The 23,588-nt window shown below is 65.4% G+C and carries 24 protein-coding genes; 20 read left to right on the top strand and 4 right to left on the bottom strand.

The features are described from left to right. Positions 1–95 precede the first annotated feature (95 nt). Genes ACLD02_RS15280 through ACLD02_RS15265 form a run of 4 tightly spaced genes read left to right on the top strand, consistent with a single transcriptional unit; the run spans position 96 to position 3,773 of the window. The gene (locus ACLD02_RS15280) at positions 96–752 is read left to right on the top strand and encodes an N-carbamoylsarcosine amidohydrolase (RefSeq protein ID WP_203099694.1); all 657 of its coding nucleotides are present in this window, start codon (positions 96–98) and stop codon (positions 750–752) included. A 1-nt stretch (position 753) separates the two neighbouring features. After that, positions 754–1,719, top strand: a complete 966-nt coding sequence (locus ACLD02_RS15275) for a Bug family tripartite tricarboxylate transporter substrate binding protein (RefSeq protein ID WP_410299092.1) — start codon at positions 754–756, stop codon at positions 1,717–1,719. A gap of 3 nt (positions 1,720–1,722) precedes the next feature. Then, positions 1,723–2,247 carry a tripartite tricarboxylate transporter TctB family protein gene (locus tag ACLD02_RS15270; protein ID WP_203099697.1) on the top strand — a complete coding sequence of 175 codons (525 nt, stop codon included), beginning with the start codon at positions 1,723–1,725 and terminating at the stop codon, positions 2,245–2,247. A gap of 11 nt (positions 2,248–2,258) precedes the next feature. Beyond that, complete coding sequence (locus ACLD02_RS15265; protein ID WP_203099699.1) at positions 2,259–3,773, top strand: tripartite tricarboxylate transporter permease; 1,515 nt, start codon at positions 2,259–2,261, stop codon at positions 3,771–3,773. Here ACLD02_RS15265 and ACLD02_RS15260 read toward each other — a convergent pair. Beyond that, complete coding sequence (locus ACLD02_RS15260) at positions 3,770–4,237, bottom strand: MarR family winged helix-turn-helix transcriptional regulator (protein WP_203099701.1); 468 nt, start codon at positions 4,235–4,237, stop codon at positions 3,770–3,772. The genes ACLD02_RS15265 and ACLD02_RS15260 overlap by 4 nt on opposite strands. Positions 4,238–4,418: 181 nt before the next feature. On the opposite strand from ACLD02_RS15260, the gene ccoN reads away from it, so the two are divergent. The 12 genes from ccoN (at position 4,419) to ACLD02_RS15200 (ending at position 15,945) form a co-directional block, all read left to right on the top strand. Next, positions 4,419–5,852 (top strand): cytochrome-c oxidase, cbb3-type subunit I, encoded by a 1,434-nt coding sequence (ccoN, locus tag ACLD02_RS15255; RefSeq protein WP_203099703.1) that lies wholly within the window; start codon positions 4,419–4,421, stop codon positions 5,850–5,852. 2 nt (positions 5,853–5,854) lie between these two features. Next, positions 5,855–6,487: a cytochrome-c oxidase, cbb3-type subunit II gene (ccoO, locus tag ACLD02_RS15250; protein ID WP_410299091.1), complete on the top strand. Its 633-nt coding sequence runs from the start codon at positions 5,855–5,857 to the stop codon at positions 6,485–6,487. Further along, complete coding sequence (locus tag ACLD02_RS15245) at positions 6,487–6,666, top strand: cbb3-type cytochrome oxidase subunit 3 (RefSeq protein ID WP_203099707.1); 180 nt, start codon at positions 6,487–6,489, stop codon at positions 6,664–6,666. The genes ccoO and ACLD02_RS15245 overlap by 1 nt, the downstream gene beginning before the upstream one ends. Beyond that, a complete protein-coding gene (gene ccoP, locus ACLD02_RS15240) occupies positions 6,666–7,577 on the top strand; it encodes a cytochrome-c oxidase, cbb3-type subunit III (protein WP_203099709.1) in 912 nt (303 codons plus the stop codon). The genes ACLD02_RS15245 and ccoP overlap by 1 nt, the downstream gene beginning before the upstream one ends. 3 nt (positions 7,578–7,580) lie before the next feature. Continuing rightward, entirely contained in the window at positions 7,581–9,002 is a 1,422-nt protein-coding gene (gene ccoG, locus ACLD02_RS15235; protein WP_410299090.1) for a cytochrome c oxidase accessory protein CcoG, read from the top strand. Next, complete coding sequence (locus ACLD02_RS15230) at positions 8,971–9,483, top strand: FixH family protein (RefSeq protein WP_203099713.1); 513 nt, start codon at positions 8,971–8,973, stop codon at positions 9,481–9,483. The genes ccoG and ACLD02_RS15230 overlap by 32 nt, the downstream gene beginning before the upstream one ends. Then, a complete protein-coding gene (locus ACLD02_RS15225; RefSeq protein WP_410299089.1) occupies positions 9,480–11,864 on the top strand; it encodes a heavy metal translocating P-type ATPase in 2,385 nt (794 codons plus the stop codon). Before ACLD02_RS15230 ends, ACLD02_RS15225 begins: the two co-directional genes overlap by 4 nt. Further along, the gene (gene ccoS, locus ACLD02_RS15220) at positions 11,843–11,992 is read left to right on the top strand and encodes a cbb3-type cytochrome oxidase assembly protein CcoS (protein WP_203099717.1); all 150 of its coding nucleotides are present in this window, start codon (positions 11,843–11,845) and stop codon (positions 11,990–11,992) included. The genes ACLD02_RS15225 and ccoS overlap by 22 nt, the downstream gene beginning before the upstream one ends. Next, the gene (locus ACLD02_RS15215; RefSeq protein WP_203099719.1) at positions 11,985–12,725 is read left to right on the top strand and encodes a sulfite exporter TauE/SafE family protein; all 741 of its coding nucleotides are present in this window, start codon (positions 11,985–11,987) and stop codon (positions 12,723–12,725) included. The genes ccoS and ACLD02_RS15215 overlap by 8 nt, the downstream gene beginning before the upstream one ends. Positions 12,726–12,791: 66 nt before the next feature. Continuing rightward, complete coding sequence (gene hemN, locus ACLD02_RS15210) at positions 12,792–14,165, top strand: oxygen-independent coproporphyrinogen III oxidase (protein WP_410299088.1); 1,374 nt, start codon at positions 12,792–12,794, stop codon at positions 14,163–14,165. A 40-nt stretch (positions 14,166–14,205) separates the two neighbouring features. After that, positions 14,206–15,006 (top strand): fumarate/nitrate reduction transcriptional regulator Fnr, encoded by an 801-nt coding sequence (fnr, locus tag ACLD02_RS15205; RefSeq protein ID WP_410299087.1) that lies wholly within the window; start codon positions 14,206–14,208, stop codon positions 15,004–15,006. A 24-nt stretch (positions 15,007–15,030) separates the two neighbouring features. After that, complete coding sequence (locus tag ACLD02_RS15200) at positions 15,031–15,945, top strand: universal stress protein (RefSeq protein WP_203099725.1); 915 nt, start codon at positions 15,031–15,033, stop codon at positions 15,943–15,945. A gap of 108 nt (positions 15,946–16,053) precedes the next feature. Here the strand turns inward: ACLD02_RS15200 and yaaA are convergent, their stop codons facing one another. Then, positions 16,054–16,827, bottom strand: a complete 774-nt coding sequence (gene yaaA / locus ACLD02_RS15195; protein WP_203099727.1) for a peroxide stress protein YaaA — start codon at positions 16,825–16,827, stop codon at positions 16,054–16,056. 108 nt (positions 16,828–16,935) lie between these two features. On the opposite strand from yaaA, the gene ACLD02_RS15190 reads away from it, so the two are divergent. Beyond that, complete coding sequence (locus ACLD02_RS15190; RefSeq protein ID WP_203099729.1) at positions 16,936–17,412, top strand: hypothetical protein; 477 nt, start codon at positions 16,936–16,938, stop codon at positions 17,410–17,412. 87 nt (positions 17,413–17,499) lie between these two features. Then, positions 17,500–18,333: an MBL fold metallo-hydrolase gene (locus ACLD02_RS15185; RefSeq protein WP_410299086.1), complete on the top strand. Its 834-nt coding sequence runs from the start codon at positions 17,500–17,502 to the stop codon at positions 18,331–18,333. Positions 18,334–18,360: 27 nt separating this feature from the next. Here ACLD02_RS15185 and corA read toward each other — a convergent pair whose 3' ends face one another. Further along, positions 18,361–19,311, bottom strand: coding sequence for a magnesium/cobalt transporter CorA (gene corA / locus ACLD02_RS15180; protein WP_203099732.1), 951 nt, complete (start codon positions 19,309–19,311; stop codon positions 18,361–18,363). Positions 19,312–19,368: 57 nt separating this feature from the next. Here corA and ACLD02_RS15175 point away from each other — a divergent pair, with 57 nt between their 5' ends. Then, positions 19,369–19,992 carry an alpha-ketoglutarate-dependent dioxygenase AlkB family protein gene (locus ACLD02_RS15175; protein WP_203099734.1) on the top strand — a complete coding sequence of 208 codons (624 nt, stop codon included), beginning with the start codon at positions 19,369–19,371 and terminating at the stop codon, positions 19,990–19,992. A gap of 89 nt (positions 19,993–20,081) precedes the next feature. Here ACLD02_RS15175 and ACLD02_RS15170 read toward each other — a convergent pair whose 3' ends face one another. After that, positions 20,082–21,305 (bottom strand): nucleoside recognition domain-containing protein, encoded by a 1,224-nt coding sequence (locus tag ACLD02_RS15170; RefSeq protein WP_410299085.1) that lies wholly within the window; start codon positions 21,303–21,305, stop codon positions 20,082–20,084. Positions 21,306–21,446: 141 nt separating this feature from the next. Here ACLD02_RS15170 and ACLD02_RS15165 point away from each other — a divergent pair, with 141 nt between their 5' ends. Further along, entirely contained in the window at positions 21,447–23,561 is a 2,115-nt protein-coding gene (locus ACLD02_RS15165) for a carboxy terminal-processing peptidase (protein WP_410299084.1), read from the top strand. Positions 23,562–23,588: the final 27 nt, after the last annotated feature.

Genomic DNA, 23,588 nt, shown 5'->3' with positions numbered 1-23,588 from the left:
GCCACCACCTACCAAATGCTCAAGGCCCTGGACCTGGAACCCATCGTTCCCGGCGCCGGGGCCCTGCTGTCCGGCGCTTACTGAGGAGAATCATCATGGCCAACGGCAACCAGGACGATCTTGCCAGCAACTACCAAGGCGTCTGGGGCACCCGGGTCGGCTTCGGCCGACGCCCGGCGCTGGTGGCGGTGGATTTTCTTCAGGCTTACACCCGTCCCGGTGCCCCCCTCTACGCGCCGGGCGTGGTGGAGGCGATGGATCATGCACCGCGACTGCTGGAAGCCGCTCGCCAGAGCGGTATTCCAGTGATTCATACCAATATCCGTTACCGTGGCGAAGGCCAGATGGACGGCGGCGTCTGGGTGAAGAAAGCACCCGTGATGCGCGCCATGGTGGACGGCAACCCGGACGCGGAGTTCTGTCAGCCGGTAAATCCGGCGGCGGACGAACTGGTAATTACCAAACAATATGCCAGCGCGTTTTTCGGCACGTCTCTTGCCTCCACGCTGACGTCGTTGGGCGTGGATACCGTGATCCTGATGGGCTGTTCCACCAGTGGCTGTATTCGAGCCACCGCCGTGGACGGACTTCAGTACGGTTTCCGGATGATCGTGGTCCGCGAAGCCGTGGGTGATCGTCATCCCGCGCCCCACGAAGCCAATCTGTTCGATATCGACAGTAAGTACGGCGACGTCATTGGCATGGACGAAGCCATCGCTCACCTGAACCAATTATCCTCGAAGGGGGAATAACATGAAGATCGTCAAACTGCTCGCCACCGCCACGCTTGCCGTGGCCATGCTGCTGGGTCTTTCCGGTCGCGCCCTGGCCGAATTCCCGGACAAACCCATCACCATCGTCGTGCCCTGGCCGGCCGGCGGCGCCTATGATCTGGCCGCGCGCCTGATGGCGGAAAAACCGCCGGAAAACCTGCCCGTTTCCATGGTCGTGAACAACGTGACCGGCGCCGCCGGTTCCAACGGCGTGCGCCATGTGGCGAAGTCCGATCCGGACGGCTACACCATCGGTATGATGGGCACCCACGCCATCGCGCAAAGCTACATGAACCGCAACGCCACGCCTCTTGAAGACCTGGAGCCGCTGGTTTTCATCGGGCCCGAACCGGCTTCCCTGGCGGTGGCCAAGGACACCGGCATCGAAAACGTCAAACAGTACATCGAGCAACTGAAGGCGCAGCCCGGTTCCATCATCAACGGTAATGACTCCCCCGGCGGTTTCTCCTACATCGCCGCCACCATGCTGGAAAATCACTTCGACGTGAAGCTCAGCAAGGTGCCCTACCAGGGCTACGCTCCCACCGCCTCCGCGCTGGTGTCCGGCGAGGTCATGTCCACTACCCTGCCGATCCCGCTGCTGGCCGAACAGCACAAAGCCGGCAAGGTGAAAATCATCGGCGTCGCCGCCGAGGAACGTCACCCGTTCGCCCCGGACGTGCCCACCTTCAAGGAACAGGGCTACGACTTCATCGCCGAGGACTTCTACATGCTCTACCTGCCCAAGGGCGTGCCGGAAGACCGTCGCGAAAAGCTGGAGAAAGGCTTTTACGCGCTGCTCAATGACGAGGCCTTCCAGAAGAAAGCCGCCGAACTGGGCCTGGTGATCATGCCCCGTGACGCCGCCGCCACCCGCGCTTACCTGGAAAAACGCAACCAGGAAGTGAAGGCGATCCTTGAAGACGCGAACCTGATCGAAGGCTAAGTCATGAGCCAGCCCACCGATAACACCGGCAGCGACAACAGCGCGCAAACCAGTCCGGTGCTGGACCTGGCCGTCGGCGCGTTCTTCGCGATCATATGCGCCGCCGGCTGGTCCTCGGTGTTGAGCGGCAAGCGCCTTATGGCCAGTCTGGACGCGGGCCTCGATCCCGGGGCCGCGTTCCTGCCGATACTGGTATTGAGCCTGCTTTCCGTCGGCGCCGCCTTGATCCTGATCAAGGGATGTTTCCGTTTCGCCACCGGTCGGACCGATGGCCCTTCCGTGGAGCGTGGCGACCATCCCGCCGCCGTGGTTCTACTGCTCAGCATGATCGCCTTGTGCGTGGGCGTGGCCATGATCGGCTTCTTGCCCGCCACCTTTGTTTTCAGCGCCGCCTGGACCGCCTGGTTGAGCTGGCGACGTACCGGCCGCGCGGGCCGCGCGCTGCTTAGCGGGCTGATTCTGGGCGTGTTGCTGTGCGCCTTCCTCTACGTGACCTTCGTGTCGGTGCTCAAGGTGCCAATCGGCTAACGAGGTATGCCATGCTGAATGATTTCCTGTCCGCCCTGGGCACCACCCTGATGTCTCCCTGGGGCCTGCTGCTGGCGGTGATCGGCACCGTGCTCGGCGTGGTGCTGGGCGCCATGCCCGGCGTCAGTTCCACCATGGCCCTGGCCATTCTTCTGCCCATCAGTTTCAGCATGGACCCGCACCTGGCCATCCTGTTTCTGCTCGCGGTATTCGTGGCCAGCGTCTACGGCGGCTCCATCTCCGCCATCCTGATCAATATTCCCGGTACCCCCGGCGCCATCGTTACCCAGTTGGACGGCTACCCCATGGCCCGCTCCGGCCGCGCCGGCGAGGCGCTCACCTACGCGCTGGTCTCATCCACCCTGGGCGGATTGATCGGCCTGCTGGCTCTGGTACTGGTGGCCCCGATGCTGGCCGCCGCCGCCATGGAATTCCGCAGCCCGGAATTCACCGCCGTGGCGGTGTTCGGCCTGGTACTGCTGGCCTACGCCTCGCCGGGCTCGACCATTCGCGGCATGATGGTGGGCGGGCTGGGGCTGCTGTGCGGCATGGTCGGTTTCGACAGCCTCACCGACATCCCCCGCTTCACCTTCGACAGCCCGGTGCTGGAGGGCGGCATCGAGCTGGTGCCGCTGTGCGTGGGCCTGTTCGGCTTCGCCGAGGTAATGAAGAACCTGGGCGGCGCCGGGCGCCCTTCCACCAAAAGCGTGATGCCCGCCATCGGCAGGCTGTGGCCGCCCATGAAGGAGCTGCTCGGGCAATGGAAGACGATGCTGCGGGGGTCCTTCATCGGCGCCGCGGTGGGTGCCATTCCGGCCGCCGGCTCGGCGATCGCCGTGGCCATCGCCTACGCTCAGGAGATGCGTTTTTCGAAACGCCCGAATGAGTTTGGCAAGGGCGTTACCGAGGGCGTGGTAGCGCCGGAATCGGCCAACAGTTCAAGCATCGGCGGCACCCTGATCCCGATGATGACCCTGGGTATCCCCGGGGACGCCATCACCGCCGTACTCATGGGTTCGCTGCTGATCCACGGCCTGCGTCCCGGCCCCGGGCTGTTCGCCAACAATCCGGAGTTCGTGTCCGGCGTCTACTCCTCGTTCTTCCTGGCGTTGATCCTGACCCTGGTGATCGGTCTGCTGCTGATGCGCTGGGTGGCCTGGGTGACCCGCATTCCCTCCCACATCCTGCTGGTGGTGATCGCGGTGTTGTGCGTGGTCGGTTCGTTCGCGATCCGCAACACCATGTCCGATGTCTATGTAATGCTGGCGTTCGGCCTGATCGGCTACCTGCTCAACCTGTTCCGGCTACCGGCCGCGCCGCTGGCCTTCGGGTTGATCCTCGGCCCGCTGTTGGAGGAAAACCTGCGCCGCAGCCTGATCCTGGGCCGTGGCTCCTGGGACGTGTTCATCAACAGTCCGATCGCCCTGACCCTGCTGCTGATGTCCCTGGGCGCCATCCTGCTGCCCCTGGTGGCACCCTGGTTCGTGCGTCTGCGCGACGACCTGCGCCGCACCTACCGGCGTTAATCGTCGTCGGGGGCCCCGCTCATCTTCGCCAGAAGGTGCAGCAGGGCCACCCGCTCGGCGGGGTTCAGATTTTCCATGGTCAGATCCGAGATACGCTGCGCCGCCGGTATCATTTCTTCCACCAGATCCTCCCCCTGCTGGGTGATATTCACCATCACCTTGCGCTGATCCTGGGCGCAGGTGGACAGCGCGATCCAGTCCCTGGCCTTGAGCCGCTTGATCACGCCGCGCACCGTGGCCGGGTCAATGGCCGTCGCCTGGACGATGTCGGTCAGTGAGCAGGCCCCCCGTTCCACCAGCGTACACAGCGTCACGAACTGGATGGCGGTGAGCTGTTTGTCGCAGCTATGGCGCTGGAAGATGGCGGTGTGCCGCTGATAGGCCCGACGCAGCAGATGCCCCACTTGCTCGGAAAATTCATAGCCGTGTTCGGCCGGGGTATGGGGTTTATCGCGCTTGGGCATGGGCTGGTCCGCCTCCTTCGGTTTATGGTGTACACATTATAACCACCTTTGGCAACCGGCAAAATCCCGGTGTTCGCCGCCTCCCCTCTTGACCCATGTCAACGGTTCCAAGCCCCCCCGCTGTTAACGTTCACCCGCCTTGATCGGGCCCGTCCGGGCCGCTCATCAGAAGGGAAACATCATGCAAGACACCGCTTTGACGCCTGCCTACCACTACAAGGTGGTGCGGCAATTCACGGTCGCCACCGTGATCTGGGGGGTGGTGGGTATGCTGGTCGGGGTGTGGATCGCCGCCCAGCTTGCCTGGCCCGCTCTCAACCTGGAAATTCCCTGGTTGACCTTCGGCCGCCTGCGGCCGCTGCACACCAACGCGGTGATTTTCGCCTTTGGGGGGAGTGCCTTGATCGGCACGTCGCTGTACGTGGTGCAGCGTACCTGCGAAACCAGCCTGGCGTTACCGCGCCTGGCCAGTTTCGTGTTCTGGGGGTACCAGGCGGTGATCGTCCTGGCCGCCATCTCCCTGCCGCTGGGCTTCACCAGCGCCAAGGAGTACGCCGAGCTGGAATGGCCCATCGACATTCTGCTGGCGGTGGTGTGGGTGGCCTATGCCCTGGTGTTCTTCGCCACCATCGGTAAGCGCCGCACCAGCCACATCTATGTCGCCAACTGGTTCTACGGCGCCTTCATCATCGCCGTCGCCTTGTTGCATATCGTCAACAGCGCCGCGGTGCCGATCTCGCTGACCAAGTCCTACTCCGCCTACAGCGGCGCCATCGACGCCATGGTGCAATGGTGGTACGGACACAACGCGGTGGGCTTCTTCCTGACCGCCGGCTTCCTGGGCATGATGTACTACTACGTGCCGATCCAGGCACAGCGGCCGATCTACTCCTACCGGTTGTCCATCGTCCACTTCTGGGCGCTGATCGCCGTGTACATGTGGGCCGGCCCCCACCACCTGCACTATTCCAGCCTGCCGGACTGGGCGCAGTCCGTGGGCATGGTGTTCTCCATCGTGCTGCTGGCGCCCAGCTGGGGCGGCATGATCAACGGCATCATGACGCTCTCCGGTGCGTGGCATAAATTGCGTACCGACCCGATCATCCGTTTCCTGATCGTGGCGCTGTCGTTCTACGGCATGAGCACCTTCGAGGGGCCGATGATGTCGATCAAGACCGTCAACGCCCTGAGCCACAACACCGACTGGACCATCGGCCACGTGCACTCCGGCGCCCTCGGCTGGGTTGCCATGATCACCATGGGCTCCATCTACGTGATGGTGCCGCGCCTGTTCAACCGCCAGCGCATGTACTCGGTCCGCTGGATCAACGCCCACTTCTGGCTCTCCACCATCGGCACGGTGCTCTACATCGCCGCCATGTGGGTGTCCGGCATCATGCAGGGCCTGATGTGGCGCGCGGTCAACGAGGACGGCACCCTCACCTACAACTTCGTCCAGGAACTGGCCGAGCGGCAGCCCTTCTACATCGTGCGCCTGATCGGCGGCGTGATCTTCCTGGCCGGCATGATCCTGATGGCGGTGAACGTCTGGAAGACCATCCGCGGCACGCGCAGCGACGAAGGTGAACTCAATCTGGTCGGGGCGGAGGCGTAACAATGGCCAACTATCATTCGGTAATCGAAAAGAACGTGGGCCTGATGATCGTGCTCACCCTGGTGGCGGTCAGCTTCGGCGGTCTGGCGGAAATCGTGCCGCTGTTCTGGCAAAAAGCAACCACCGAGCCGATGGCCACCCTGCGGCCTTACACGGCGCTGGAAATGGCCGGGCGCGACGTCTATATCCGCGAAGGCTGCCACGTCTGCCACACCCAGATGGTGCGGCCGCTGCGCGCCGAGACCGAGCGCTTCGGCCCCTACAGCGTGGCTGGCGAGGACGTCTGGGAGCACCCCTTCCTGTGGGGCTCCAAGCGTACTGGTCCAGACCTTGACCGGGTTGGCCTGCGGCCGATCACCGAGCAGTGGCACCGTGAGCACCTGCGCGATCCGCGCCAGGTGGTGCCCGAGTCCAATATGCCCGCCTACCCGTGGCTGGCGGAGAACACGGTGGACTGGTCGCACATGGAACGCACCCTGAAGGTGTTCAAGAACCAGTTCGGCGTGCCCTATAGCGACCAGGACATCGACGAACAGATGCAGAAAGTACGCGGCGAATGGGCCGATGCCACCGAGGAAGACGCGGTGGTCGCCTATCTGCTGTCCCTGGGCCAGGCCCGGCGGGAGGAACGCTGATGAACTACCACGCCTTACTGACGGTGATTTTCTTTGTCGCCTTTCTGGCCCTGGTGGCCTGGGTCTACCGCCCCTCGCGTAAGCGCGACTACCAGCGCCTGGGCGAAATTCCGCTGAACACCGACCCGCTCGGCCCGGTGCGCCGGAGCGAGCATGACCACCGTGAGGGAGACCACTGATGAGCCAGTTCTGGAGCGTTTACATCATCGCCATCGTGGTATTGAACCTGGTGGGTTGCGCCATCCTGCTGCTGGTCAATCTGAAGATGACGCCGGAGGAAGCGCGAAACGAGACCACCGGCCACAGCTTCGACGGCATCCAGGAGCGTAACCAGCCGCTGCCGCGCTGGTGGTTGTTCCTGTTCGTCGGCACGCTGATCTTCTCGGTGGTCTATCTGGTGCTCTACCCGGGGCTGGGCCGTTTCGGCGGTCTGCTCAACTGGAGCAGCGTGACCCAGTGGGAACAGGAGGTGGCGCTGGTGGAAAAACGCACCGAGCCGCTGTTCGAACAGTTCGCCAAGGTTCCGGTGGATGAGCTTCATCAGTACCCGGAAGCCCGCGACGTGGGTGGACGCCTGTTCGCCAACAACTGCGCCATCTGCCACGGCTCCGACGCGCGCGGCGCCAAGGGCTACCCGAACCTGACCGACGACGACTGGCTCTACGGCGGCAGCGCCGACGCCATCCTTACCAGCATCACCAACGGGCGTAACGGCATGATGCCGCCCATGGCCGCCGCCATCGGCGGTACCGACGAGGCGGTGCGCGATATGGCTCTGTATGTACAAAGCCTGAGCCGGCCGGACATGACCAGCGACCCGCAGGTCGCCGCCGCGGTGGAGCGGGCCAAGCCCAAGTTCGCCGTGTGCGCCGCTTGCCATGGTCAGGACGCCACCGGCAACCATGCTCTCGGCGCCCCCAACCTGACCGACGGTATCTGGTTGCACGGCGCGCGACTGGAGGATATCGAGACCACCATCCGCCAGGGCCGCAACAGCCACATGCCCAAGCACGAAGGCGTGTTGTCCGACGAGCGACTGCATGTGCTCGCCGCCTATGTCTACGGTTTGTCGCGCAACGACGAGGAGTAATCCATGAACGCAGGTCGCCGTATCCCGGTGGAGCAATCCCATCCCGACCCCGAAGCCAGCGGGCTCTACGCCAAGCGCCAGCGCATCCAGATCAAGGATGTGAAGGGTCATTACCAGCGTCTGCGCGACGCCAGTGTACGGGTGGTGGTGGCGCTCTATCTGGTGCTTCCCTGGCTGACCTGGAACGGCCGGCAGGCGATTCTCTTCGACCTGCCGGAGCGCCGTTTTCACATCTTCGGGCTGACCTTCTGGCCCCAGGATTTCCTGTTCCTGGCCTGGGCGCTGATCATCTCCGCCCTGGCCCTGTTCTTCGTGACCGTGTTCGCCGGCCGGGTGTATTGCGGCTATGTCTGCCCGCAGACCGCCTGGACCCGCTGGTTCATGGCCATCGAGCAGTTCTTCGAAGGCGACCGGCACCAGCGCATCAAGCTGGATAAAGCGCCATTGAGCCTCGACAAGATAGCGCGCCGCTTCGCCAAGCACGCCCTGTGGCTGGCGCTGGCGCTGGCCACCGGTCTTACCTTCGTGGGTTATTTCGCGCCGATCCGCGAACTGGTGCCCGACTTCTTCACCTTCCAGGTGGGCGGCTGGGCGCTGTTCTGGATCGGCTTTTTCACCTTCGCCACCTATGGCAACGCCGGTTTCATGCGTGAGCAGGTGTGCCTTTACATGTGCCCCTATGCGCGCTTTCAGAGCGTGATGTTCGACCGCGACACCCTGATCGTCAGCTACGACCAGGCGCGCGGCGAACCGCGCCGGCGTGGCGCCCGCAAGCAGGCCGAGGAGCCCGCCGGTGACTGCGTGGACTGCGGCCTGTGCGTGCAGGTCTGCCCCACCGGCATCGACATCCGCGACGGCCTGCAGTACGAATGTGTCACCTGCGCCGCCTGCATCGACGCCTGTGATCAGGTCATGGAGCGTATCCATCGGCCCACGGGACTGATCCGCTATACCACGGAAAACGCCCTCAACGGTCGCCATACCCATCTGTTGCGCCCGCGCCTGCTCGGCTACGGCGCGGTGATTCTGATCCTGGTGGGTCTGTTCGCCGGCAGCCTGGTGACCCGGGTGCCCCTGCAGGTGGACGTACTGCGTGACCGCAACCAGCTCTATCGGGTCACCGGCAGCGGCACCATCGAGAACAGCTACCGGTTGGAGATCCTCAATAAGGATCAGAGCCCGCACAGCTACCAACTGACCCTGGAAGGCCCGGATGGCCTGACCCTGGTGAACGGTCCGCGCGACTTCACCCTGCGGCCCGGCGAGCACCGCAGCCTGCCGGTCACGGTGAGCGCCGATCCCTACGCCGGCACGGTGCAATCCGCCGATATCCGTTTCCACGTACGCGCCGTTCAAGGCGCCGATGCTGACGCCCCCGACATGGAGATGGCTCATGAATCCCGCTTTATCGCCCCGCGCTCCTGAGGCGCCCTGGTACCGGCACCCGCTGGTATGGCTGGTGATCGCCCTGCCCGCCTCGGCGATCGTCGGTGGCCTGGTGACGCTGGCCATCGCCATCACCTACGCCGACAGTACGGTGGACGATAACTGGTACCGTGACGGCAAGGCCATCAACCGGTCCCTGGAGGCGGAAAACCGCGCCGCCCGCCTGGGCCTCGCGGCCAGCCTGGACAGCGACGGTCGGGTGCTGATGCGCAGCGCCATCGCCGTGCCCTGGCCGGAGCGGCTGACGCTGAAGCTGCGCCACCCGGCCTTCGCCGACCGGGACCGTGACCTGGAGCTGCGCCATCTCGGCGCAGGCCGCTATGAAGCCGACGGTGCTCTGCCCGAAGGCGGCGAATGGAACGTCACCCTGGCGCCGCCGGACGGTGCCTGGCGCCTCTACCACCGGCTGCGTCTGGGCCCCGATGGAGCGAGCCTGGGCGCCGTGGAGGCGCCTCGGTGACCGTACTGTGCGCGCATTGCGGCGAGGTGGCCCCCACCCCGCCGTTTCTGGCGCTTGGCGACGTCGACCAACGCCCCGCCTGCTGCCCCGGTTGCGCCGCCGCCATGGCCCTGATCCATGATCTCGGCCTGGATGATTATTATCGCCTGCGCGGCGCCGACGGCGGCGCCGCGCCGGACGGCGATGAACGTGACCGCGCGCTGGCGCTGTTCGACGTGCCGGAACTGCTCGCCGCCCACCGCCAGCCGGACCCGGCTGGCGAGCGTCTCACCCTGGCCCTGTCCGGCCTTACCTGTGCCGCCTGTTGCTGGCTGATCGAGAAAGCCGCCAGCGACATCCCCGGGGTGGTCTCGGTGCGCACCAATCTGGCCGCCATGACCCTGACCCTGGTCCACGACCGCCCCGAAGCCCCGCGCGCGGTGGCCGAAAGGCTGCTCAAGCTGGGCTACGGCGTGACCCTGCCCGGCGACCCGGCCGCTGAAGCCGGCCAGCGCCGCGAGGCGCGCCGGCTGCTCGGTCGGCTGGCCCTGGCCGGCCTGGGTGCCATGCAGGCGATGATGTATTCCGCCGCGCTGTATCTGGGTGCCTTCGAAGGCGGTGACGAGGTTTATGCCTGGGTGTTCCGCATCGCCAGCTTCCTGGTCGCCACGCCGGTGGTGTTCTACGCGGGCTGGCCGTTCTTTCAAGGCGCCTGGCGCGGCCTGCGCGCCGGCCGTCCGGGCATGGACCTGCCGGTGGCCCTGGCGCTGGGGCTGGCCTGGGCCGGTTCCCTGGTGAACATGGCCCTGGGCGGCAGCCATGTGTATTTCGATTCCGCCGCCATGTTCGTGTTTTTCCTGCTGCTCAGCCGCTGGCTGGAACAACGCCAGCGGCACCGGGTGCGGGCCGCCTGGCGACGCCTTCGCGACGCCCTGCCGCTGGTGGTGCGGCGCCTCGACGGCGACCGCGAGACCTGGGTGGCGAGCCGCCAGGTACGCGCCGGCGACCGGCTGCGGCTGGCCCAGGGCGAAACCGTGCCGGTGGACGGTGCCGTGGTGGATGGTGAGGCCCGGGTGGCGGAAAGCGCGCTCACCGGCGAGCCGCTGCCGGTGGCGGTGAGCGCCGGCGCCATGGTACGGGCTGGCGCCCGGGTACTGGAGGGCGACCTGACCCTGGACGCGGCGGCGCCGGTGGCGGAAAGTCTGGTGGCGCGGATCGGCGAGCAGGTGGCCCGGGCCGAGGAGGAGCGCCTGCCGCTGGTGCGCGACTGGGGCCGGGTCGGCCCACTGTTCACCCTGGGCGTGCTGGTGCTGGCCGCCATCACCCTGGCCCTGCACTGGTCCGCCGGCCCGGCCCTGGCCTTCGAACATACCCTGGCGGTACTGGTGGTGACCTGCCCCTGCGCTCTGGCACTGGCCGTACCGCTAACCGTCTCCGCCAGCCTCAGTGCCGCCCTCAAGGAGGGCGTTCTGATCGCCTCGCCCTCCCAACTGCTGGCCCTCAACGAAGTACGCGGGGTGCTGTTCGACAAGACCGGCACCCTTACCGAAGGCTGTTTCGAACTGGTCGGCTCCCAGCGCCCGGACGGCGCCACCGGAGCGGATGACAACGCGCCCCTGCTGGCCATTGCCGCCGCTCTGGAACAGGGGCACCCGCACCCGCTGGCGCGGGCCTTCGACGGGCTGGCCCCGGACCGGTCGGTGACCGACATCCGCGTACGCGCCGACGGCGCGGAAGGCCAGCGCCACGGGCATCGCTGGGAAATCGGCCCGGCGCCGGTGGACGGCCCCGGGCCCTGCGCCGCCACCACGCTGATGCTCAGCGAGGACGGCGTGCCCCGCCTGCGGCTGTTTCTGCGCGACCGGGTACGCTCGGAGGCAGTGCCGGTGGCCGCCGCGCTACGCGCTCGCGGCTGGCGCCTGCGGCTGGCCAGCGGTGACAGCGAAGCGCCGGTGGCGGCCCTGGCCCGCACCCTGGAACTGGACGCCCACCGGGCGCGCCAGACCCCGGACGACAAGGCCGCCTGGCTGCGCGAACTGAGCCGCGCGGAGGGTCCGCAGATGATGGTCGGCGACGGCATCAACGACGCGCCCGCCCTGCTCGAGGCCTCGGTGTCCGTGGCCACGGCCAACGCCACCAGCCTGGCGCGGCGGGCGGCGGGGCTGTACCTGCTGCATTCCCGGCTCGATGCCCTGGCGGCCCTGCCGGACCTGGCCCGGCGCGCGCGGCGGCGCATTCATCAGAATCTTGGCTGGGCGCTGGGCTACAATCTGCTCGCGGTACCGCTGGCCATGGCCGGCTGGATTCCGCCCTGGGCGGCGGCGCTGGGCATGTCCGCCAGTTCCCTTCTGGTTACCTTCAACGCGGCGAGGCTGGCACGATGGCCATCATCATTCTCCTGATTCCCCTGGCGCTGCTGTTTCTGGCCCTGGCGATCTGGGCACTGTTCTGGGCCATCCGCCGGGGTCAGTTCGAAGACCTGGACCACGAGGCCTGGCGCATCGTGTTCGAGGACCGCGACCATGATTGAAGCGCTGCTGCCCCTGATCGGCGGCGCCGCGCTGCTGGCCCTGGCCGGCATGGTGCATTGCGTGGGCATGTGCGGCGGCATCGGCGCCGCGCTCACCTTCGCGATCCCGGAGCCACGGCGCCGTGGCGGCCGCCTGTGGGCCTGGCAGTTGTTGTTCGCCCTGGGCCGGGTCAGTGGCTATACCCTGCTGGGCGCCCTGGCCGGTGCCCTGGGCGGCCGTCTTCTCAACCTGCTTCCCGCCGGTGGCCCGGCCTGGCCGGCGCTGTTCTCCGGCCTGCTGATGGTCCTGCTGGCCTGGCATTTCCTCGGCAACGGCGCCGCGCTGCGTGCCCTGGAGCGCCCCGGCGCCGCCCTGTGGCGCTGGCTGAAACCGGCACGCTCGGCGCTGATTCCCGTGGACCGCCCATACAAGGCACTGGCGCTCGGCATGCTCTGGGGGCTGCTGCCCTGCGGCCTGGTCTACTCGGCGCTGCTGCTGGCCGCCACCAGCGGCGGCGCCGGAGGCGGTGCCCTGGTGATGCTGGTGTTCGGCGCCATCACGGTGGCCCCGGTGGCCGCCGCCGGCGTCGCCGGTGGCCAGCTGCGGCGTCTGCGCGGCCCGGCGGCGCGGCGAGTCGCCGGGGTCGCCACCCTGGGGCTGGCATTGTGGTTCCTGGCCCAGGGGTTGTGGCTGCATGCCGGTGCTCTGCCACTGCCCTTTTGCGGCGACGTTTCCGTTCCAACCTTCCTTTGATGCACATCAAAACGGTTCGCACCGGGACAGGCATGATGGCATCGCCTGTTACCTGGAGCATCGCCCATGACCACATGGAACCCGGATCTCATTCGCCGCTTTGGCGGGCCCGGGGCCCGCTATACCTCCTACCCGCCGGCCACCCAATTCCATGAGGAATTGCGGTTCGCCGACGTGGAAGCCGCCGTGGAAGCGGGGAACCGGGAGCGCCGCGACCTCTCCCTGTATTGCCACATCCCGTTCTGCGCCACGGTGTGCTACTACTGCGCCTGCAACCGCATCGTCACCGCCAACCGGCGCCGGGCCGTGGACTATCTCGCCCACTTGAAAAGCGAACTGCGGCGCAAGGCGGCCATGGTGTCACCGCAACGGCCGGTAGTGCAGATGCATTGGGGCGGCGGCACTCCCACCTTCCTCAACGACGCCCAGATCACCGAGCTGGTCTATGACCTGGCCCGCTACTTCCGCCTGCTGGAGGATGACCGCGGCGACTACGCCATGGAGATCGACCCGCGTACCGTGGACCGCTCCCGCCTGGGGCTGATTCGCGGGCTTGGCTTCAACCGGCTGAGCCTGGGCGTTCAGGACCTGGACCCGCGTGTGCAGCAGGCCGTCAACCGGGTCCAGCCGCTGGACATGATCCGGCGCGTATTCGACGACGCCGCCGATTTCGGCTTCCATTCCCTCAACGCGGACATGATCTACGGTCTGCCCTGGCAGAGCGAATCGAGCCTGGCGCGGTCCCTGGAACAACTGGTGGAGCTGCGTCCCAACCGCATCTCCCTGTACAACTACGCGCACCTTCCCGCCCGTTTCAAGATTCAGCGCCAGATCGCCGAACGGACCCTGCCTAGCCCGACCGAAAAACTGGCGATGCAGGTGCGCGCCGGCGAGATGCTGCAGCAGGCCGGCTACGAACTGATCGGCATGGATCACTTCGCCCTGCCCGATGATGAGATGGCGGTGGCCCGGCGTCAGGGGCGGCTGCACCGCAACTTCCAGGGTTACACCCTGCATGGTGACGCCGACCTGCTCGGGTTCGGCGTCAGCAGCATCAGCGATCTGGGCGATGTATACGCCCAGGCGCCGAAACGTCTTGAGGATTGGGAACAGGCCGTGGCCGCTGGCCGCTGGCCGCTGGAGCGCGGCTATCGGCTGAATCGCGATGACCGGCTACGCCGCTCGGTGATCATGGGGCTGCTGTGTGATCTGCGTCTTGATCTGGCCGCGTTCCGGGAAAACTGGGGCGTGGATTTCACCGATTACTTCGCCGACAGCCTCGAGCAACTCGGTGAATTCGAAAGCCTGGGCCTGCTTGCCATGGAAGGCAGTGACCTGGTGATCACCGAAGCCGGTCGGCTGGTGGCACGCGCCCTGGTCCAGCCCTTCGACCGCTTCGCCGTCGCCAGCCAGGGAGAGCGTTTCAGCCGCATCATCTGAGGTTGGCCCGTTTTTGTGGCCACCGACACTTGTTCAGCCCATGGGGCCTTCTATAATGTCGTACGCAGCAACATTGATAACCACTGAGTTATCTTCTTCCATACGCAGCCAACAAGGGGGCATCATGCCGCGCACCGTTTCTTGCAACGACTGCAGCCTGAGCCCGATCTGTCTCCCCCTGGCCGTGGCTCCCGCCCAGCTCGACCAGCTCGACCAGATCATCCAGCGCGGACGACCACTGAAACGTGGTGAGCACCTGTTCCGCGCCGCCGACGATTTTCATTCCGTTTACGCGGTTCGCTCCGGAGCACTGAAGACCTACGTGCTTTCCGATGAAGGCGAGGAGCAGGTGACTGGTTTTTATCTGCCCGGTGAGATTCTCGGCATGGACGGCATCAGCACCGCCCGCCACCTGTCCAACGCCAAGGCGTTGGAGACCTCAACGGTGTGCGAGATCCCTTTCCACCGCCTGGAGGATCTGTCGCACAAGATTCCCAGCCTGCAGCATCATTTCTTCGGTCTGATGAGCAAGGAAATCCGTGCCGACCGGGAATTGCACATGCTGCTCAGCAAGAAGAGCGCCGACGACCGCGTGGCCTCGTTGCTGCTCTCCCTGGCCACCCGGCAACAACGTCGCGGGCTCAGCAACAAACGCTTCCGCCTGCCCATGTCCCGCTACGACATCGCCAACTATCTGGGCCTGGCGGTGGAAACCGTGAGCCGTATCTTTACCCGCTTTCAGCAGCAGAACCTGCTCTGGGTGGATGGCCGCGAGGTAGAAATTCTTGATCGCCCGGCCCTGTGCGGCACCGGTCGCCTGGATTCCGTGCAGGACGCTTGATTCCCGCTAGCAAGGACACCGACTATGAGCTCCGAAAATGGCATTCTGGTTTTCCTCGACCGCGACCTGAAAGCGCCGCAACCGGCCCTGGAAAAAGCGCTACAACTGTCCCGGGCCTCCGGCCTGCCACTGACCGTGGCGATCAACAGCGATTCCCCGGCGATGCGCCGCGCGGTGGGCTTCGACGATGCGCGCCGGGAAAGCGCCGAACGCCAGATCGCCAAGGCATGGGAAAAGCGCATTGATGAGCTGACCGCTGGAGAAACCACCGTCAATAAACGCGTGGCGCCGCACCGCGACGCGGAAACGGCCCTGCGTGACACCGTGGTGGAATGCGCCCCCGCCCTGGTGGTGGTTCACACCAGCGAGGAAGGCACCCTCAAACGCCACCTGTTCACTCCCCGCGACTGGCTGCTGATCCGTCATGCGCCCTGCCCCGTGCTGTGCGTGCATTCCCAGCCCTGGGGAACGCCTCCGCGCTTCACCGCCGCCGTGGAACCGGAAGAAAAGCCCGGCGGCCTTGACGCCGCGGTGATTCACACCGCCCGGTATTGGAGCGAGCAACTGCACGGGGAACTGGAAGCGGTGCATGTGCTTGAGCACCCGGACGAAACCCTGCTGCTGGTGGCCGGCGAAGCCCTGCCCGAATACGCCGCCAGCGCCAACAGCATCCGCGAGTACCACGAAAAAGCGCTGGCCGAATTCGCCAAACGCGAGAACCTGCCGGAGGACAGGACCACCCTGCTGGAAGGTCCGGTTACCCGCACCCTCACCGACTACTGCGAAGAGGAAGGCGCGGATCTGCTGGTGGTCGGCACGGTGCGCCGCAATACCGTGGAGCGCCTGCTGCTTGGCGCCACCGCCGAATCCCTGCTTACCCGCACCGGCAACGACGTGCTGGTGGTCAAGCCCGAGGATTTCGAAAGCGACTGGCGCTGACGCTCTCCGTTGATCGCGACCGGAGTCGCTCCTACCGCGAAGCAGGCACTGTAGGAGCGGCTTCAGCCGCGATTCGTTTCAGGCGCGATCCCCCCTCACCGGCCACCTTCACTGCTCTTCACGCCGGAACACCGGCCTGGTGTCGGTGGACGCTTCCGCGTCGTGACGATAGCCTGCTTCCCGGAATTTCTTCAGAGCCGCCGGCTTGTCGATGCCTTCGCGCAGAATCCAGGCGGCCATCAAGCCCCGGGCTTTTTTCGCATAAAAGCTGATCACCTTGTACTTGCCGTTTTTCTCGTCCTGGAACACCGGTTCGATCACCGGCCCCGGCAGCCGCTTGGGGTGCACGGATTTGAAGTACTCGTTGGAGGCCAGGTTCACCAGCACGTCGGTGCCGGCGGCCTTCATATCCTTGATCAATTGGTCGGTGATGATCTCGCCCCAGAATTGGTAGAGATCCTTGCCACGGGCATTGTCCAGCCGCGTTCCCATCTCCAGACGGTAAGGCTGCATCAGGTCCAGGGGGCGGAGTACGCCATACAGACCGCTGAGAATGCGCAGGCGCTTTTGCGCCGCCTGCAAGTCATCGGCATCGAAGCGTTCAATATCCAGCCCGGTATAGACGTCGCCTTTGAAGGCGAAGATCGCGGGTCGGGCATTGTCCTTGTCGAACGGCGTTGACCACTGCGCGAACCGTTCCACGTTAAGATGGGCGATCTTGTCACTGACCTTCATCAGGCTGGCCAGGTCCGCCGGCGAGAGCTGGCGGGCACGCGCCACCAGTTCCGCGCTGTCGTCGAGCAGGCGCGGTCGGGTTGCGCGCAAGGACGGCAGCGGCGACTCGTAATCCAGGGTTTTCGCCGGTGACACAACGATCAGCATGGTGTTCTCCTTTACATGACGCGACACTGATTATAAGAAGACCACGTAAAGAAGAAACCCATGGGCCCGATCGACGGCGCCCACGAGACCGGGGAGTAACGATTAACGATGCGTTTCCTGTTGATTCTGACCGTCACCGTGGCGGTGGTAGTGCTGCTGTGGGGCAGTTGGCAAGCGGGCCGCCGGCCCTTCTACCTGGCTCTGGCCGGAGTGCTGGTGGCGGGCACCCTGTTTGGCGCGGCGACCCTGTTCACCGATCAGGAGCGGCGCGCCCCGGCGGACCCGGAGACAGTCATCGCCGAGGTATCCCAGGTGCACCGCACGGAAACCACCTACCGGCTCAGTGGCGACATCGCCAACCGGGGCGAGCATGCGGTGGCGCGGGTGCAACTGGCGGTGGAAGCGCTGCGCTGCCCGCCGGCCACCGCCTGCGAGGTAATCCACGAGAGCCGGGAGACGGTGTCCATGCACATTCCGCCCAATGGCCGCTACCCGCTGAACCTGTCGGTGGCGCGCCCGGAACCCGACATCCAGGCGGATCGCTGGCGCCTGCGAGTGCTGCGCGTGGAGGTTTATGGCCGTTAGCGTTCCATTTTTCAGGGCTGGCCAAGCGAAAACGAAATGGTCACAATGCCGGCTCCCTGAAGCACAGCAGCGGCTGTAGGAGAGATCATGGCAGCGCTCATTCCTGGTCAAGCCACCCCCATCGCGCCCCACGCCTGGCGGGTCCTGGGCCGCAACCCGGGAATGATGACCGGGCCCGGCACCAACAGCTATCTGCTCGGTGATCGGACCCTCACCGCCATCGACCCGGGACCGGAAGACCCCGAGCATACCCGCGCCCTGCTGCGCGCGGCGGAACAACTGGAACGCCCCATCGAGCGCATTCTGGTCACCCACACGCACCGGGACCATTCCCCCGGCGCCCGGGCCCTGGCCGAGGCCACCGGCGCGGAAATGCTCGGCCCGCCGGTCCCCGATGACGGGCTGCAGGACGAGAGCTGGGCTCCGGCCCGGCTGTTAAGCCACGGCGACCTGCTGGACTGCGGCGGGGTGCCGCTGGAAGTGATCGCCACCCCCGGCCATGTCGGCAACCACCTGTGCTACCTTATGGTCGATCAGCGTCTGCTGTTCACCGGCGACCACCTGATCCAGGGCTCCACCGTGGTAATCGCGCCGCCGTCCGGCTCCATGGCCGAATACATGGCCTCCCTGGCGCTGCTGCGCGACTATCGCATCGATACCATGGCACCGGGCCACGGCGAACTGATTACCGAACCGATGACCACCGTGGACAAGACCCTGGCCCATCGCCGGGAGCGGGAACGAAAAGTGTTCGAAGCGCTGGATGCCACCCCGGTAACGGTGCAGGAGCTGGTCACCCGGGTCTACGCCGACGTGCCTGACTTTCTGCACGGCGTTGCCTGCCTGTCCCTGGAAGCCCATCTGATCAAGTTGCGCGACGAGGATCGCGTCAGCCACGAACAAGGCAAATGGTCGGTCTGAAAGGCGGTTGCAGCTTTCAACCTGCCCCTATAACCAACCCTTACGCTTGAAATACCAATAGGGCGCGATGCCGGACAGAATCATCAATCCGATCACCATCGGATAGCCGAACTTGAACTGCAGCTCCGGCATCACCTGGAAGTTCATACCGTAGATGCTGGCGATCATGGTCGGCGGCAGGAACACCACGGCGGCGATCGAGAAAATCTTGATGATCTGGTTCTGCTCGATGTTGATGAAGCCCTGGGTGGAATCCATCAGGAAGTTGATCTTCTCGAACAGGAAGGTGGCGTGGGACATCAGGGTATCCAGGTCGTGCTGGATTTCCGAACAGGTGCGGCGGCGGTCCTTGTCGGCGCGCACGTAACGCTGAATGAATGAAATCGAACGCTGGGTGTCCATCAAACACAGGCGCACCTTGCCATTGCTGTCCTCCAGGTGGGCCAGCTTCTCGATGCCGTCCTCCAGCTCCGCCTCCTCATCTTCCAGCACCAGGTAGCTGACGTCCTCCAGGTCCCGGTGAATGTCCTCCAGGGTGTCCGCCAGGTTCTCCGTTTTCTGCTCAAGGATATTGAGCAGGATATCCAGCGGCTCCTGGACCCGAACCCAGCCACGCCGCACGCGCAGACGCATCAGGCGGAAATCCGGCAGCCGTGAGTCGCGGAAGGTGAGCAGGCGCCCGGGTTGCAACACGAACGCCACGGTAGCGGTGCGGTGGCGACCCTCGGCCTGGTAGACGAACAGGGAGTGGACGTGCAGGCCGTGCTCATCGTGGAAGAAGCGCGCCGAGGATTCGATCTCCTCCACATCGTCGGAGGCCGGCAGCGCCTGGCGGAACAAATGCTGCACCTGCTCGCGTTCCTCGTCGGTGGCATCGACCATGTCGATCCAACTCGCCGCGTCGGAAGTCGTGGGCGTCAAATCGGCCACGTCGCGCTCGCGCAGAACGCCATTCTCGATATCGTAGACGTGCAGCATGTTAGACTCCCGAAACGGTCAGAGAACATCGACAGCGGTTAGATAGAGCAGCGCGTCATGAGTGTCAACTCCACCCTATCACGCCCGCCCTCCTGGCCCGCTCCCACGGAGCTGGGCCATGGCGCGCGGTTGTGGCTTTTCTCCGGGGTTCTCGGCGAACAGGCCACGCCGTTGTTCCACACGCTTTGTAACGAATTGCCCTGGGAGTCTCCCACGGTGCGTGTATTCGGCCGTGAACACCCGGTACCGCGCCGCACCTGCTGGCTGGCCGACGCCGGCGTGCGCTACCGCTACTCCGGCCTGGTGCACGAAGGCCACGGCTGGCCGCACCACCTCGCCGCCCTGCGTCACCGCCTCACCGAGCTTACCGGTCGCGCCCCCAACGGCGTGCTCGCCAACCTCTACCGCGACGGCGACGACACCATGGGCTGGCATCGCGATAACGAACCGGAACTGGGCCCCACGCCCTGGGTGCTCTCCTACAATCTCGGCGCCAGCCGCGACTTCGCCTTCCGCCGCCACGGCGAGCACCGCCAAGCCCACATCCTGACCCTGCACCACGACGACCTGCTGGTGATGTCGCCGCAAACCCAGCACCACTTCGAACACGCCCTGCCCCGCCGCCGCCGCGTCAACGCCCCCCGCCTCAACCTCACCTTCCGAGAAATCATTCCCCGCTAACCCCACAAAACCGAGTCAACGAAGCCACGCGGCCCCGATCGAGAACCAGCCCGTCTCGTGGCAGCCCCCTCTGGAGAACATCGACAAGATCAACCAAAAAACAGATAACTCAACCCGATCGCCGCCACCAACCCGGCCAGATCCGCCCCCAACCCACACCAAAGCGCGTACCGCATATCCCGAATTCCCACGCTTCCGAAGTACACCGCCAGCACGTAGAAGGTGGTCTCCGTGGAGCCCTGCATCACCGCCGCCATCTTGCCGGCCAGGGAATCCACCCCCTGGCTCTGCATCACGTCCAGCATCGCCGCCCGCGCACCGGAGCCACTCAACGGCTTAAGCAGAGCCACCGGCAAGGCATCCACGAACCGGGTGTCCCAGCCCAGCGCCGCCACGCCGTGGCGGATACCGTCCAGAAACAATTCCAGGGCACCGCTGGCACGCAGCATGGCGATGGCGGCAAGCATCGCCACCAGATACGGAATCAATTTCACCGCCAGGTGAAAGCCTTCCTTCGCCCCCTCCACGAAGCAATCGTAGCTGTCCACCCGGGCCCGCCAGGCGGCCCAGAAAAAGGCCGCGATCACCGCCAGCAGAATGCCGTTGCCAAGCAGACCGGACAGCGTCGAGCCCAGCGCCGGCGGCGCCAGCCAGATGCCCAGGGCCAACAACCCGAGCAGAGCCAGCCAGCCCCCCGTCACCGCCAGTAGCAACGGATCGCGCAGCGGTATCCGCTGCACCCGGGCGGTGAGCGCCACGCCCACGAAGGTGGATACGGTGGTCGCCATGAGCATGGGCAGGTACACCGCCGCCGGGTCGGCGGCGCCCTGCTGGGCGCGGTAGAGCAGTACCGTTACCGGCACCAGTGTCACTGACGAGGTGTTCAGCACCAGAAACATGATCTGGCTGTCGGTGGCTCGGCGCGGTCGCGGATTGTCGGCCTGCAACGCCTCCATGGCCTTCAGCCCCAGGGGCGTGGCCGCGTTGTCCAGGCCCAGCATGTTGGCGGCCAGGTTCATGGACACCGCCGCGCCGGCGGCCGGGTCCCGGCGCAGCGACGGCATCAGCCGCGCCAGCAGCGGGCGTACCGCGCCGGCCAGGCGATCGGCCAGGCGGCTTTCCTCGGCGAGCCGGAACAGGCCGCTCCACAGAGCCAGCACGCCGATCAGGCCCAGGCTTACCTCCACCGCCAGGTCGGCGGCGCGCCACAACGCCGCCACCACCCGCGCCGGCGCCTCCAGGTCGCCGCTCAAAAGCTGCCCCAGCGCGCCGAGGATGCCGATCAGAAAAAACCCGGTGAATAAACGATGCACGGCCGTCGTGGTCCCATGGCTGGCAAAGGCCACAGTATGTCGCGGGCGCCGCCGCTTGCCTATGGGCGGCCCCCTGTGCGTGGCCGCCGATTCCCTTATACTGGGGCAAAACCTTTGATCCAAACACAACCGAGTTCGCCCATGTCCGTATTCCGAAAGCTGTTAGGCGTGTTTCTCGCGGCCCTGTTGCTGGGCGGCGCCCTCAAGGTGGGCGGCGACCTCAAAGCCGGCCCCGAGGTCCAGGGGGCGCTCAAGCCCGAGGCCGTGCACCGCGAGGCCACCGAGGAAATCGTCGACCGGCTCGACCTGCACTACCGCCGGCTCAAATTCGACGATGCGCTGTCCGCCCGGGTGCTGGAGCAATACCTGAAGGACCTGGACCCCAATCGGCTGTACTTCACCCGCCAGGACATCGACGACTTCCAGGTTTATCGCGACAAGCTGGATGACCAGCTCGAGGACGGCGAACTGGAAGCGGGCTACACCATTTTCAATCGCTTCCAGACACGCCTGGAGGCCCGCCTGACGGAAATCCTCGACGACATCAAGGCCGGTTTCGACGACTGGTCCTTCGACGGCGACGAGGAAGTGCTGGTGGACCGCAGCGAGGCGGAGTGGGCCGCCAATGACACGGCCCTGGACCAGATCTGGCGCCGCCAGTTGAAGAACGCGGTGCTCTCCATGCGCCTCAACGGCACCGAGGACGAGGCCATCCAGGAGCGTCTCACCAACCGCTACGAAAGCCAGCTCAACCGGGTGCGCCAGAACACTTCCGAGGATGTGTTCCAGACCTATATGAACGCGCTGGCGCAGTCCTTCGACCCGCACACCAACTACTTCACCCCGCACAATTCCGAGAACTTCGACATCAGCATGAGCCGTTCCCTGGAAGGCATCGGCGCGGTGCTGCAGTACGAGGACGGCTACACCAAGGTGGTGCGCCTGGTGCCCGGCGGCCCGGCCGCCAAGCACGGTCAGATCAAGCCCGCCGACCGCATCGTCGCGGTGGGCCAGGAAGATGGCGACATGATCAACGTGATCGGCATGCGCCTGGACGAGGTGGTGGACATGATCCGCGGGCCCAAGGGCTCCGAGGTACGCCTGGAAGTGATCCCCGCCGGCAGCGCCAGCGAGCACGACACCCGCACCATCGCCATCACCCGCAACAAGGTGGTACTGGAGGAACAGGCCGCCAAGAAGGAAGTGATCAAATTCCAGCATGACGGCGACACCGTCAAGCTGGGCGTGATCGAGATTCCCGCCTTCTACATGGACTTCAATGCCTTCCATCGCGGCGACCCCAACTACACCAGCACCACCCGGGACGTGGCCGAGCTGCTGGTGGAGCTGCGCAAGGAAAACGTGGACGGCCTGGTGATCGATCTGCGCAACAACGGCGGCGGTTCGTTGCTGGAGGTGAATAAGCTGGTCAGCCTGTTCATCAATCGTGGCCCCACCGTGCAGGTGCGCGAGGCCGGTGGCCGCGTCAGCGTCGAGAACGATCAGTATCCGGGCATGCTCTACGCCGGCCCCATGGCGGTTCTCGTGAACCGCTACAGCGCCTCGGCCTCGGAGATCTTCGCCGGCGCCATGCAGGACTACGGTCGCGCCTTGATTGTCGGCGATCAGACCTACGGCAAGGGCACCGTGCAGACCCTGCTGGATCTGAACCACGGCAAGCTGAAAATGACCAATGCCAAGTTCTACCGGGTATCCGGCTCCAGCAACCAGAATCTGGGCATCGTGCCGGATGTGAACATGCCCTCTCTGATCGACAAGCAGGAGGTGGGTGAAAGCAGCCTGCCCAACGCGATGCCATGGGACGAGATCAAACCGGCGGATTATCAGCGCTACCAGGACCTGGTACCGCTGCTGCCGGCGTTGCGGGAGCGCCACGACAAGCGCATCCAGGACAACCCGGAATTCGTGTACGTGGAAAAACTGCGCGACCTGCTGCGCCAGGCCAACGAGCGCCATGAGCTATCGCTCAACGCCGAGCAGCGCCAGGCCTGGCAGCGGGACTTCGACGGCAAGCGCCTGGCCATCGAGAACCGCCTGCGCGAATACCGGGGCGAGGACACGATCGACAAGATGGAAGACCTGCGCAAACTGGAGGAACAGCGTGCTCTCGACCCGGAAGCCAACGAGGAGCCCATGGACGAGGACCCCTATCTGCGCGAAACCGGCCATATTCTGGCCGACATGATGGGCCTGCTCCATGAACAGCGGGTCGCCGACAAGGGAGCCGGCCTGTAAACCGGTGTAAGGACTCCTGAAGAACCG

The organism is Alloalcanivorax sp. C16-2 (assembly GCF_046507615.1).
Classification (GTDB): Bacteria; Pseudomonadota; Gammaproteobacteria; order Pseudomonadales; family Alcanivoracaceae; genus Alloalcanivorax; species Alloalcanivorax marinus_A.
This window is presented reverse-complemented; position numbering and strand designations above follow the sequence as displayed.